The sequence below is a fragment of the Lentzea alba genome, assembly GCF_011067745.1.
Taxonomy (GTDB): domain Bacteria; phylum Actinomycetota; class Actinomycetes; order Mycobacteriales; family Pseudonocardiaceae; genus Lentzea; species Lentzea alba.
The window spans coordinates 1-14,482 of the sequence record NZ_JAAMPJ010000010.1 but is presented as its reverse complement, the minus strand read 5'-3'; the positions used below and the strand labels follow the sequence as shown (position 1 = coordinate 14,482).

Below are 14,482 nucleotides of genomic sequence, written 5' to 3'. Positions count from 1 at the left end.
CCGGTGCTGTCGACGTGCTGGGTGCTGTCGGCGTGCTCGGTACCGTCGGCGCTCCCAGTGCTGTCGGCGTGTTGGGTGCCGTCCGCGTGCGCGGTGCCGTCGCTGTTCGCCGTCCCGTCGGTCTCCTCCATGAGCTCGGCCAACGTGACGCGCCGCTGCCCGGTCTGCCCGGTCGGTTCCTCGGACCGACCGCCGCTCTCCGCCGACGCGTCGGCGTGCTCGGAGTGGGCGCTCCCGTCCGTCCTGCCCGGCTCATGGAACCCACGCCCGTCGGTCTGCTCGAAAAGCGACGCCAACGTGGGCCTTCGGCCGCTGCCCTCCCCTTCGCCACGAGAAGGCTGGGAGTCCTCGGTCGAACCATCCGACCGCGAAGTCGACGAGGACGAGTCAGCGTCAGACACCCGACCCGGCGTCTCGACACCACCCTCCGTCGACACGGACCGACCGCTGCCCTCCCCATCCCCACGGGAAACCCGCCCGATCGAACTGTCCGAAGTGGACATCCGGCTCGGCGTCTCCGCGTCGCTCTCCGCCAGCGCGGCGGCCTCGTCCCCTTCGTCGATCCGCTGCATGCGGTGCAGCGGACGCTCACTGGTCCGCCCCAACCGGACCGGAGGCTGCGGCGGAACGTAGGGCGCCGGCTGTGACTCATGCTGCGGCGACGTGTCACCCGACTCGCTCGGCGACGTGTCGGCCGACGAGCGGCTCTCCGGGCTGAACACCGTCCAGCCCGTGTCCGGGCGCAGCACCTCGGCGTTCGGATCGACACGGTTCGGGACAGTGCTGCGCAGCGGCGCGACCACGACCTGGTCGTGGCCGAACTGCTCCGAGAGCACCGACTGGAAGTCCTCCGCGGGACTGCTGCCACGCCGCGTGGCACCGGTTCCGGGGGCCTGCAGCACGATCGTCGAGACGGGACGGGAGCCGATGGCGCGCTGGAACGGCTCGGCCTCGGCGACGAGCCGGGCCATCGTGGCGCCGTCGACGACTCGGCGGGAGCCGTCGGCCAGCCTGACCTCGAAGCCGCCGCGCCTGGCGTTGGCGTCGACGTGGAAGGCGTCCGGAGACGCGCCCTCCGGCAGTCGCCTGGGCTCGGTACGGAACGAGATGCCGACGGTGCGGCCGTCGCGGAGGACCGGCTGCGTGCGCACCTCGGCGGGGTCGAAGTGGTGCGTACGGCCGAGGCGGTCCCGGCCGGACACCGTGGCCGGCAGGTCCCACGTGGTCCACCCGGTGGTGGAGTGCGACTGGCCGCGGCCGGGCGAGAACTCCCCGAGTGCGGCGTTGACGTCGGGCGTCGTGCCGGAGGTCGGGCTGGGAACGTTCGGATCGTGCAGGCCGAGAGCTTCGAGACCGCGGCGGTCGACCTCGAGCAGGATCGGCTCGTCGGGCTCGGTGCGCACCGTCTCCGACCACTCGGCCGGGGCACGCTTGCCGGTGTAGGTGGGCTTGATCTGCCACACCGGCTTGGCCCGCACCAGGTACCGCTCCCCGGCATCGCCGGTCGTGGCGGGGACGTCGTGGCGGCTGGTGACGGTGCTGAGGTCCTCGATGCTCCAGGGCAGCACCGGGGTGGATGTCTCGGCGATCGGCAGCGTCGGGCGGGGACGGGCGTGTTCGATCGGTATGGAGCTCACGGCGCCTGCCACCGCCACGCTGAGCTGTCCGGTGCGCGAGGTGGTGGCGGTCAGGCTGCTGTCTTCGCTGTGCTCCCGGCTCAGCGGCTTGTCCAGCACACGCACGAGCTCACGGTCGACGAGGTCGGCGCCGACGCGCACGTGCGAGACGGGGTCGCTGCCGAGGCGCACGACGTGGCCCGTCGGCGAGAGGAGATCGGCCATCTGGGCCCGCAGCGGCGCGGTGCCGGTCTCGGCCACCAGCTGCTGCATCGTCCTCGGGTGCAGCATCGGCCGGCCGCCCAGGCCGGTCGCGAGTTCGTGCAACGCGTGACGCAGGCGTGGTGAGGTGAACGGGCGGACGTGCACCGGCACGTCGGTCGGCAGGCCGAGCGGCTGGAGCTGCGCACGCTGCTGCTCGTGCAGCGAACCCTCCGCCCGGTCGAGCGGGCGCGGCGGTTCGGTGTCGGCGCGCACGACGTCCTCGACCGGCACGGTCGAGCGTGCTGCTCCGGGCAGGGTGAACTCGGTGTTCCAGCTCTCCCGCACCGCCCTCGGTCCCGGCGTCGGCAGCCAGAGGGGCAGGTGCTTGCTGAAGAAGCCCCGCTGCGCGTAGGGGTGGACCTCCATCGTGACGTGCAGGTCGTGCACGAACTGGGCGGCGTCGCTGGTGTGCTCGACCTGCACGGCGTCCGTGCGGGTGGTGGAGAGCTCGGTCGTGTCCTCACGGCGCCAGGTGCCGGTCACCGGGCTCACGGTCAGGCCGACCGCGGGCCTGCCCTTCGTCGAGTAGCCGACGAAGCCCCGCACGCCGCCGTCGAACCGCCTGCCCCTGCCCGCCGAGGCGGAGCTGCCCTGCGAGGTCTCCACCCGGTCGGTGGTGGACGACTCGGTGATCACGCGCTGGTAGCGGCCCTCCCCCAGCGTGGCCCGCAGCACGATCAGCTGCTCGGCCCGGCCGAACGCGAGGTCGCCCTCGACGAAGACGGCGCGGCCGCCGGTGAGCATGTCGTCCAGCATCGAGTTGGCGAGGGCGCCGGACAGCGTCGGCCCCAGCACGTCCTGCACCAGCCGCTCGTTGATCGGCTCGAACGGGTGGCGCGTCGTCTGACTGAAGGGACCGCCCAGCGTGGCCGCGGCACCTTCCACGACGCGGGTGGCGCGCATGCCGCCGTTCTGCCGGGTCCAGTGGCGCAACCGGTCCTCGACCTGCCGCACCAGTTCGGTGCCCGCGGCGGACCGGTACAGCTCGACCGTGCCGGTGCCGGTACCGACGTCGCTCGGCGCGCGCAGCGGCTGTGCGTCGAGTTCCTCGGCGCGCGTGGACGTTTCCGGCGTCTCAACGGTGTCGTGCTCGGCCGGAGTTTCCTCCTGCCGGTGAGTGCGGTAGTGCTCGGCGTCGGCCGGGTCGAGCTTGGCCAGGTCGGCCTCGGACAGCGCACCGACGCGGTGGATCTCGCTCGCGGGCACCCAGATCCGGACGCCGTCGGGCACGTGGATCCACTTCGACTGCTCGCGGGCGGATCCCTGGTGCCACATGCCGGTGAGGTCGCCCCAGTTGTGGCGCACCGACGCCCGCACCTGGTGCGTGGTGTCGTACTTGACCAGATAGCCGCGCTCGGTGTGCTGTTCCCTGGACTCGACCGGGGTACCGCGCGTCTGGCCCGCCCCCTCCGAGCGGTGGACGCCACCGCCCACCGAGACGGAGCCGCTGAAGCCGATCTTCTTGGTGATCGGGGTCGCGACGGCGGCACCGATCCTCACCTGGTACCCGTGCCGGGCTTCCGACCTGGTCTCGCCGCTCGTTCCCAGCCGCCGGCCGGAGCGGAAGACGTGGGCGTCGTCGACGGCCACGACATGCGGTTCCCCGAGCGTGGTGGAGAAGTCCACCCTCGCGTCGTGTTCCCGGCCACCGGCCAGCCCACCGTTGTTGTGGCTGCGCAGGTGGAGCGTGTCCTGGAAGAGCGCGGCGCGGTCGAACCCGGCCGCACGGGCGAGCGGGCTGGTGAACTGCTCCAGGGCGCCGAGCGCGACGTTGCGCTCGTCGGGCTCACCGGTCCTGCGGTCGAAGGCGTGCCTGCTCTTGTGCTCGTCGAACCGCGGCGGCGCCGAGCCGACGAACGGACGGGCCAGCCAGTCCAGCAGGCCAGGTCCCTCCGGACGGCCGACCATCGCGGACACGGTCTGCGTCAGACCGGGCACGGGCCTGATCGACTCCAGCTCGAAACCGGCGGGCAACTCGCCCAGCGGACCGCGGCCGGTGCCGGAGTCGGTGTCGAGGCCGGGATCGCTGTCAAGCCACACCGGATCCTCGGCGTGCGATGCCCCCGAGTCGGGTTCCAGCACCGTGCCGCCGCGTTGTGGCGTGTCGATGTCGACGGCACCCTCGATGTGGTTCACCAGCAGCACCGGCGGCTGGCCCTCCGGCCAGTGCAGCCGCTCGCCCGGCTCCGACCAGCGACCGCCGACGTGCACCTCGAACTTCGCGGGGTAGGTGTAGCGGTGCACCGGCTCCGCGTTCACCAGCGACCGCTCGGACTGCACCTGCTGCTCGGTCGTCCGGGTGTCGGTGACGCTCTGGTCCCTCGTGAGCGACAGGCTCCCGGACGGGAAGACCGGCTGCTTGGGCGCGTTCGGGTCGACCTGGCCCGGCTTGAGGTTCGCCATCGGCTTGTGCGGCGTGCCGTAGGCGTTCCCGGACAGCCCGACGGTCGTCTCGCTGCCCTTCGTGACCGTCGTCGTGTGGGTGTGGCCGAGCTCGACCCTGCCCTCGAAGGTCCGCGACGGCACCGGGCCGACGTGCTGTCCGTCCTCGCGCACCAGGGAGCCGCGCACGAAGATGTCGGGTGCTCCCTTGACCCACGCGCTGAGCGGGAACCGCACGCCGTCGCCGCCGTTCGCGACCTCCCTGGCGTGCTCGCGGAGGAAGTCGCGGAACCGGTCGGCCAGCCTGGGCAGGTCCTCGCCGCTGATCTCGCCACGGCCCCACAGCTTGTGCAGCGCCGTGCCCGCGACGTCGTCGAGCGTGGCGTCGTCGAGGCGGTACCGCGCATCGACGCGGTCGGGCACGTCCAGCCGTTCCGCCGCAGGCGAACTCGTGTCCGTGCGCACCGGTTCCTGAGGTCCGGCCCACACGGTCGCCGAGCCCTCCACCCGGACGACGACCTCGGGTTCGTAGTGCCGCACCTTCGCCGGATCGACGGGCTTCGTGTCCGGGGCGCCCTGGTGGTCGGTGGCGATGCCGCCGTCAGCCGGCGCGTCGGTCTTGCGCACGCCCTCGCCGATGCGGACGACGTAGGTGAGCCCGGTCCGGTGCTTGTCCAGTTGTCCCGAGTAGACGGTGCTCAGCTCGGCCGCGTGCCGGTGGGTGGTGCTCGTTCCGGTGGTGGTGTTGACGAAGCGGCTCAGGGTGAAGCCGCCGAAACCACCGTCGGCGCTGACGATGTCGCCGATGCTGATCTCCGTACCGGCGCCGCGACGGCGCTTGTTCGTCTGCCCGTCGGTGATCTCCGACGAGGTCGACTCGGTGCGGGTGAGCTTCGCCTCGACCGTGCTCCTGCTGATCTCGCCCTGGGCGGCGATGCCGACCACCACGTCAACGGGCTTCTTGCCGTTGAAGGCGAACCGCTCGTGGACGGCCCCGCCGCTGAAGAGCTCGTTCGCCCGTGCGGGCAGCGTCTGCAACCACGCGCGGAAGTCGCGCGCGGCCGGGTCGTTGATGCGCAGGTCGAGCGCCTCGGAAACCTTGCGGTAGACCGTGCCCAGCCCGCTGAGCTCGACGTGCTCGAAGGTCTCCGGCCGCAACCGCGCCGGTGCGTCCGTCACCTCGGGCTGCTGCGGCCAGGTGAGTTCCATCCGCACGTCGTGCGTGTCGGTCCTGGTGACATCGCTGCTCCACGGGAAGCGGCCCGGCTTGCGCACGGTGATCCGGTAGGCGACGTCGTGCTGGGCGGTCGTGACCGGGCGGCCGGGCTCCTCCAGGTCGGCCGTGCGGGTGTGCTCGGTGGCGGTGGTCAGCGTCGCGTCACGCGTGTTGACCAGGTCACCGACACTCGCCGAGAAGATCACCCACGGCGCCGGCACCCGGATCGACCGCGGGTCGAGGCCGGACTGCTTGCGCGCGGTGGTGACGTCCGTGCGCGTGGACTGGCGGAACTGCTCGTGCACCACGGTCGACGTGGCGTGCCTCGGCTCGACCGGCGAGTGGACCGAGACCACCTCGACGGTGATCTGGGGCCCCTTGTGGCGCCCGCCGAAGTCGACGGTCAGCCCACCGTCGAGAATCCGGTTGAACTGCTCCTTGAGATTGCCGTCGGAGAACGCCGTGCCGACCATCCGGCGCAGCACGCTGCCCGGCTTGCCCGCCTTCTTGCCGAGCAGCCCGACGATCTTGTCGCGCAACTGGGCGCCGTCGACGTCGCCTTCCACCTTGACGCCGTCGGCCTTGGCCCGGCGCGCCCGCTCGGCCGGGTCGGTGAACCCGTCTCCGCTGCGCTGCGGTTCCGGCGAGGACCCGCCGGACTCGCTCTCGATCTCGTTCACCTGGCTGGTGCCGCCGGCGTCCGTGTCGTTCAGCTGGCGCGGAATGGTCCCGGCCGGCTCGACGCGCTGCGGACCGGACAGGTTTTCGACGTGGCGAACGTGCTGGACGGGCAGGGTGAGCGCATCCGGGCCGCGGTTGCCCAGCAGGTGGCGGAACGGCTCCACCTGGGCGACCAGCCGGGCCGCGGTCTCGCCGTCGATGCGCACGAACCCCTTGGAACCGTGCTCGTTGTTCAGAACCGTGACCGGCAACGGCCCGGAGACCAGCGTGTGCCAGACGGAGCCCCGGGGCAGCCCGGCGGACGGGAACACGTCCGACACCGAGCGCACGTCGCCGGCCCACCGCAACTGCACGTAACCCTCGAGTTGCGTCCTACCCGCGACCGGCCCGCCGTCCCTGGTGAAGACGGTGACCTCGACAGCCCGGCCGGTCGGTGCCAGCACCGAGAACACGCTGCCGTCGGCGGGCAGGAGCACGTGTGCCGTGGCGGCCGGAACGATCCGCGGATCGTGGTGCGGCGCAACGATTTCGTGGGACAGGTTCGCCGGCGTGGCGAGTGGCTGCGCCTCAAGCCTCACGATCGGCAGGTCGGCGCCCAGCCGCTCGTTCAGTGCACGCTGGAAGTCGTGTGCGGCCGTGCCGTCTACGAGGGAGCCCGGCACCACCACGGCGGTGAGATCGCCATGAGCCACCACTGGCCGGAAGGACTCGATCCGCTCAGTCACACCGGCGAACGTCGCGGCGTCCATGGACACCGTGCTGCCGTCGGAATGCCGCAGGACGAACCGGTTCTCCGTCGAAGTGACGTTGGCGTCGACGTCGGCGTTGTGGACCACACCGGGCTCGGCGGTCGCCGGCCGTGTGGCCGAACCACCGGCGTCGCCGCCGGCGTGGAAGGACGCACCCACCGTGTGCGCACCGGACGTTTGCGGCTGGGACACCACGTTCGGACGCTGGAAGGGCGGCGTGGCGCCGGTGTCGTCCAGGTTCCGCAGCGTGGCGGAGTCGCGTCCGAGCAGACGCCTGATCGGACGCGTCACCGACGACCACCGGCTGGTCCGCGGTTCCCGGTCGCGCCCGCCGCCCGACGGCGGGTCCTGCGGCCCGGGCCCGGATGCGGCGGTCGTGGCCGGGTCCTCAGTGGACTGTCGCTCGGGGAACTCGTGCCACCGGCCGCCGTCCGCGACGGAGTACTCCACCTGGCCGGTGCTCTCGGTGAGCCGCGAGTAGACGTCGCGGTTCGGCGCGAACACGCGCGGCGGCTGGAACGACTCGGACAGCGCCTGGTGGAAGTCGCGCGCGGTGCCGGACGGACCGTCGAGGGTGACGGGGTCGCACACCACCATGACGAGTGCTTCGGTCTGCGAGCGGTTGAGGGCCTTGTGGAACGTCTTCAGGTCGTTCACCAACCGGCCGAACGTCCGGCCGTCGACGTTGACCTCCGTACCGTCGCGCAGCGCGACGCGGGCGCGGTTCTCGCCGCCGTGCGCGAAGACGTGCAGCGAGTTCCTCGGCCACGGCGCGGGCACGCTCTCGAACTCGCCCGCCGCGCGGGCCTGGCTGATGCCCTCCCCGTCCCGCACGCCCGCGGGGAACAGCTGGGTCGTCTCGGACGGGTCGTGCCGCTGCAACCAGGAACGCACATCGGCCTTGTCCTGGCCACGGTAGAAGATGAGGCCGACATCGCGGCCGTTGCGCGACACCCGCGTGGCCTTCACGTCCGCCGCGTGGAACGTCCTGCGCGTGCCGTCGGCGACGCCCTCGCCGTGCAGTTCGACGTTCTCGCGGGTCGCGGTCCGCAGACCCAGCCGTTCCTGGACCCAGTGCGTGGCCCGCTCGGTCCGCGACGGGCGGCTGCTCGTCTCCGGGGTCCGCTCGGCTTCCGGTTGCCGCTGCAGGAAGGCCGCGAGGCCGGACCGGCGCGGGGCCGGCTGGGCGGTCTCCTGCGTCGTCTCCGCCGTATTGCCTGCGTTGTCCGCCTCGTTGAGGGCGTGGAGCTCGTCGCCTTCCGGGATGGTTTCCAGCCGGGCGGGAGCCCCAGGGCGCGACGTCTCCGTCGTGTCCGTCGTGACCGTCGGGTCTGCCGTGGTCGACGGGTCTGCCGTGGTCGACGGGTCTGCCGTGGTCGACGGGTCTGCCGTGGTCGACGGGTCTGCCGTGGTCGACGGGTCCGCCGTGGTCGACGGGTCCGCCGTGGTCGACGGGTCCGCCGTGGTCGACGGGTCCGCCGTGGTCGACGGGTCCGCCGTGGTCGACGGGTCCGCGGGCCGTTCGATCACCGGTGCGGTCGGGTCGTCCAGACCGAGGCGCCGCAAGCCTTCCCGGTTCGTCTCGATCAGGACCGGCCGGTCCGCCTCGGTGCGCACCGGCGCACTCCACGCCTGCGGCGCACGCGAGCTGCGGTAGCCGGGGGTGATCTCCCAGGCCGGCGTCAGGCGCACCAGGTACCGGCGGTTCTCCACACTGTCCGGACCGTCCGGAGTGGACGGATCGTCCTTCGGCTTCGCCGGCGTCGACTCCTTGGTCGTGGAGGACTCACCCGTGCTGGAGGTCTCCCATTCCCGCTTGAGCGTGGTGTCGTGGATCATCTCGCTGGGCCGCTGGGCGGCGCCCCTGAGCTGTGGCTCGTTGGTGGCCGACGACGAGGTGCCTTTGAGCTCGGTCTTGGCCGAGTGCTTGACCGACGCCGTCCCCGTCTCGGTCACGTCCAGGGTGGCCGGCGTGTCCAGCACCTCGACCAGCTCGCGCTTGACGACGTCGACCGAGATCTTCACGTTCTTGACGCCACCGCTGGAGAACTTCACCTCGTGGCCGCTGGGCGACATCAGGTCTTTCAGGTGCGCGCGCAGCATCGGTGACGTCGTCGCCGCCTGCAGTTCGTGGATCGCGCGCGGCGACATCATCGGCCGGCCGTTGCCGCCGCCCGCCAGCTCGCGGATCGCGTCGTTCAGCTTCGGGGCGTCGAACGGGCGGATCACGGCGTCGTCGGACAGACCGGCCGGCTTACCTTCCTGCTCCGGCAGGTCCCGCAGCGAACCCTCGGACTGCGTCATCGGCGGGCGTGGCTCCCGGCCCGTCAGCGGGACGGCCTCGTCGACCGGCACGGTCGACCGGACCGCACCCTTCAACTCGAAGCTGCCCTCGAAGTGCTCGGCCAGCTTGCGTGAGCCGGGCAGCAGCATCCGGTAGGCGCCGGAACGCGCGTAGGAGTAGACCTCCATCTTGACCTTGAGGTCGTGCAGGAACTCGACGCTGTCGGACTCGTTGGCGTACTTGACCTTCTCGCCGCGTTCCTGGCCCAGCTCGATTTCGTTCCTGCGGGTGTGGGCGAGCGCGCCGCCCTGGCTCAGGCCCCAGCCGATCTGGCCCTGCCTGGCCTGGCCCGCGGTGAAGCCGAGCCCGCCTTCCACGACCCAGCCGCGGTTGGTCTTCGTGCCGGACTTGTCGCTCGACCTCAGGTCGACCTCGACGTTCTCCTTCTCCACGGTCCGGTGGTAGGCACCGTCGCCCAGCTCCGCCGTGAGCACCACCAGCTGCTCGATCTTGCCGAGAGGGCGGTGGCCGGGCAGGAAGATCGGCAGACCGTTGCCGAGCATATCCCGCAGCGCGGCGTTGAAGTCCGCCCCGACGAGCTTCGGGCCGAGCACGTCGGACACCAGCCGGTCGTTGATCGGCTCGAACTCGGCCTGCCGCCTGCTCGGCCCGCCGACCAGCTGCCGGGCCAGATCGACCAGTCCCGCCGGCCGGAAGGCCTCGGGCTGCTTCGTCCAGTCCGCCAGGTGCGCCGCGATCTGGGTGAGCAGCTCCTTGCCGGACTCCGGCCGGTACACCTCGACCCGGCCGGTTCCCCTGCCGACGTCGGCGGGCGGGCGCAGGTCGTCGCGCTCGGGCAGCTCGTCGACCGGCGTTTCCTGGCCACGGCTGACCGGTTCCTCGCCGAGGTCGTGCATCGGCTCCTTACCGGGGCGCCTGCTCGGTCCCTCATCGCCGGCAGTGGTCCCGGTGGTGCTGTCCGCAACGGTCTCAATGCCGCTTTCGGTGTCACTGTGGGCAGAATGCTCGGAAGCGCCGCTGGAGGCACCCTCGGTGGCACTGTCGGAAGCCGCCTGCCGCTCGTACCGGCGGGCGTCGGCCGGGTCGAGCTTGGCGAGATCGCCGTCCAGCAGGTGCCCGATGCGGTGGATCTCGCTCGCGGGCACCCAGACCGTCGCGGCGTCCGGCACGTGGACCCATTTGGTCGCCTCGCGGGTGGGCACCGGCCACTCGTGACCGAATCCGGCGATGTCGTGCCAGACGTGCTGCGCCTTGGTGTGCACCTTGTGCGTGGCGTCGAAGCTGACCAGGTAGCCGCGCTCGGACCGGGTCGCGGTCTCGGTCGACCGAACCGTGTCGCCGTGCGAGGTCTCCTTGCCCCAGAGGAACCCGCCGCTGGCGTAAGCGGTGACGGTGGGCGTCACCTTGTCCTTGCCCACCGGGAACGTGTTGCCGAAGTCGACCCGCGCCTTGACGCCGTGGCTGTCGGTCTTCGTCCGCGTGACCTCGGTGCCGTGGATGTCACCCGCCGAGAACCGGTGCGCCTCGTCGACCGTCAGGATCTTCGGGTTCGCCAGCTCCGTCTCGAGCTCGACCCGCGCGGTCCGCTCCCGGTTCGCCACCGCACCGGGCCGGTTGTGGCTCTTGAGCACGACGAAGTCCGAGCCGCGCGCCGCGCGTTCGAACCTCGCCACCCGCGCCGGCGAGCTCGTGAAGTTCTCCAGCGCGTCGCGGGCCGCGTTGCGCTCGTCGAGCTCGCCTTCCTGACGACTCAACGGCCCCAGGCCCTTGTGCTCGTCGAAGCGAGCAGGACGGCTGCCGGCCAGCGGCGACGTCACGAAGGTGAGCCAACTCGCCTCACGCGGCGCGTCGATCATCTTCGCGACCGTGCCGAGCATCTCCGGGATCGGCTTGAGCGAGTCGAGCTCGACGCGCGGCGGCAGGTACGCGCGCCGTTGCTGCTGCTGGGACTCCGGCGGCTCACCCTCGTGCCACACGGGCGTGGTGTCGCCGCGCTCGGTGACCGATTCGTCCAGTGGCACGGGCCGTTCGCTCGCCACGACCTCGATCTCGCTGTGGAACCTGTGGGCGTCCTCCGCGTGCATCGGCTCGCCGGGGTCGGCCCACCGGCCACCGAAGCGGATCTCGAACTCCGCCGGGAAGCGGACCCGGTGCAGGGGCCGGTCGCTCTCGGTCTGCACCTCGTGACCGACCTGGTGCTTGATCTCGTTGGAGTCCTTGAACGTGCCCTCGTAACCGACCCCGACGGTGCCGCTGCGCGAGTACTCGTTCTTCACCGACTTGAAACCGGACGCGGTGACGCCACCGGTCACCTCGGTGCTCTTGCCGACCTCGACGCTGTCGATCTGCTCGGCCCGGCGCTTGCCCGTCCCGGTCTCGCTCGGCACGACACCGGCGTACTTCGGCTGTGAGAGGTCCGGGATGGCGCGCACGAACACGTCGGGCGCCTTGCCGTGCCAGCCTTCCAGCGGGAACCGCACGCCGTCGCCACCGCGGACGAGGTCGTGGGCGTGGTCTTCCAGGAAACGCCGGAAGCGCTGCTCGACCTCGGCCAGGTCACCGGCCCGCACCAAACCGTCGACCTCGAGCCGGTGCAGCACCGCGCCGGTCAGGTGGGAGAGCGTCTCCTCGGGCAGCCGGTGGTCGGCGTCCACCCGGTCCAGCACCCGTGCCGCGTCCAAACCGGGCGGCATGGCCGGTGCCTCGTGTGCGGGTCGCGTGGCCGGGTCCGGCGCACTGACCGTCGACGGCGCGCCGGAGGTCGAGGGGTCGTGCACCGTCGACGTTGACGGCGCGGCGGCGTCACCGGCGTCGTGCGGCTTGCTCCACACCGTCGCCTTGCCGTCGACCTTGAGCACGACGTCAGGTTCGTAGTGACGCACCTTCGCGGGGTCGACCGGCTTGGCGGCCTTGACCTTCGCCCGTTCCTCCGGCGTGGCGCTCTCGTCGTGGAAGTTCTCCGGCTTTGACATGTCGTGCTCGCCGGCGATGGCCGGCCTGCCGTCGCGGCTCCCGGCCGTCGGCGCGTCCACCTTGTGCTGTCCGTCGCCGACCCTCACGACGAACTCGAACTGGACGTCCTGCTTGGTGACCGGCCCGGTGTACGTGGCGGAGAACTCGTCGTGGACCTTCTGCGTGACACGCGTCTCGGTCTTGGTGCTGCGGAAGAAGCCGACGTTGGGACCGATGCCCCCGCCGGGGTTGATGCCCTTCTTGAAGGTGCCGAACTGCAGGCCGACCGCACCACCTCGGCGCCGCGTTATGGACTCACCGCTGCTGGTCTCGGCACTGGCCTCACGGGACCGCGTGATGGTGCCGGGCGTCTCGCTGTGCGGATGCGTGACCTTCGGCTCGGTGACCGAGACGATGATCTCCGTGCGGCCACTGCGGCCGGGCAACCTGAACGACGAGCGCTGCGGCTTGCCGCTGAGCAGTTCCGGTGCCGTCGCGGGCAGCGTGTGCAGCCAGTCGCGCAGCCGGCGCGCCCCTTCCGAGCTCGGCGGGAAACCACCGAGCTCGGACTCCACGGCGTGGTAGACGTCGCCGAGCCCGGCGAAGTCGGCGTGCACGACGTCCTGCGGACGCTCCAGCTTGGTCGTGTGGGCGTTGCCCGGGTCCACCGAGCGGGGCGCCTCCGGCCACAGCAGCGTGACCGGCACCGACACGTTGTCCGTCTTCTTGACCGGATTCAACGGCAGGAAACTCGGCGTGCGCGGCTTGCGCGCGGTGATCGTGAACTGAACGTCGTGCAGCGACTTCTCACCGGGCACGTCGGTCTGCTCGACCTTCGTCTCCCCCTTGGACAGGGTCTTCGACGTCAGATCCGAGCCCCGCGCGTTGAACAGACCACCGACCCGCACGGTGAGCGCCGCGATCTTGAACGGAATCCGGAAGTTGCGTTCCCCCGTGGAGACCAGCAACCGAGCGTTGCTCAGGCTGGTCTTCATCTGGTCGCGCGAGTGGGAGCCGGTGATGCCGGTCGTGGTCCGGGTCGGGCTGCTGGGCGGCGAGCCGAGCGACGTGATGTCGAGCCGGATCTGCGGAGCACTGCGCCGGCGCGAGCCGAGGTCGACGATGAGCCCGCCGTCGAGCGCGCGGTGGAAGTGCGCCTTCAGGTTCTCGTCGGAGAACTGCTGCTCCACCAACGCCTTCAGCGCCCGATCGCCGCGGCTGTCCTTGAGGTTGAGCATGCCGACGATGGCCTCGCGCACCGACTTGCCGTCGATGTCGCCTTCGACCTTGGGCCGCTCGACCCGAGCGCGCTCGACCCTGCTGGTGGGCGTGACCGGCCGCGGCCGTTCCGCGGAGTTCTGCCGCTCGTTGGGCACCGGCGGCGTCTCGGGGTGTTGCACCGGCTCCTGCGTGATCTCGTCGACCGGGTGCGTCTGGTCCGGGTGCGAGGGCTCATCAGGGCGCCGGACGTGCGGCGGCTGCTGCGCCAAGGGATCCAACGGCCCGGGCACGGGCACGGTCTGGTCGCCCGAGTGCCGGTCGTCGTGGCGCGCGGCCGGGCTCACCGGCCTGGACTCGGTGACCGGCGAGGTCGGCTTGGACTCGGTGGTCTGCGGGGTCGTCTTGGGCTCGCCACCGGACGTGCTCGTCTTGGGCTCGGTGACCGGCGGGGTCGACGAGCCGGTTTCCGTGGTGGGCCGCACGGAGGGCTTCCCGGAACCGTGCGAGGCCGCAGTCGTGCTGTGCTGTTCGGTGCCGCTGGTCGTCGTCGGACGGGCGCCCGAGGTGGTCGGGCGTTCCTGCGTGGTCGGGCCTGTGGCGGGGCGGTCCGTCGTGGTCGGCGTCGTGGTGGTCGTGGTCGGCGACGACGTGGTCGGCGACGGCGTAGTCGGCGTCGGCGTGGTCGTGGTCGGCGTCGGCGACGTGGTGGTCGTAGTCGGCGTGGTCGGCGACGGCGTGGTCGACGTCGGCGACGTGGTGGTCGGCGTGGTCGTAGTCGGCGTGGTCGGCGTCGGCGTGGTCGTAGTCGGCGTGGTCGTAGTCGGCGTGGTCGTAGTCGGCGTGGTCGGCGTGGTCGGCGTGGTCGGCGACGTCGTGGTCGGCGACGTCGTGGTCGGCGACGTCGTGGTCGGCGACGTGGTGGTCGGCGACGTGGTGGTCGGCGACGTGGTGGTCGGCGACGTGGTGGTCGGCGACGTGGTGGTCGGCGACGTGGTGGTCGGCGACGACGTGGTCGGCGACGACGTAGTCGGCGACGTCGTGGTCGGCGACGTCGTAGTCGGCGACGTCGTGGTCGGCGACGTCGTGGTCGGCGACG

2 protein-coding genes (1 of these 2 cut by a window edge) are annotated in these 14,482 nt (G+C 71.6%); one reads left to right on the top strand and one right to left on the bottom strand.

Annotated features, from left to right (window positions below):
- Window positions 1–13,868, bottom strand: the 5' portion of a protein-coding gene (locus tag G7043_RS31420; protein ID WP_166051861.1) for a hypothetical protein. Its footprint begins 24,454 nt before the window's first position; only the first 13,868 of its 38,322 coding nucleotides appear in the window; the start codon lies at window positions 13,866–13,868; the stop codon falls past the left edge of the window.
- Here G7043_RS31420 and G7043_RS47735 point away from each other — a divergent pair.
- Window positions 13,825–14,482 (top strand): hypothetical protein (locus tag G7043_RS47735; RefSeq protein ID WP_207311995.1); only part of this gene is annotated, 658 nt, incomplete at its 3' end. The two genes, G7043_RS31420 and G7043_RS47735, sit on opposite strands and share 44 nt — an antisense overlap.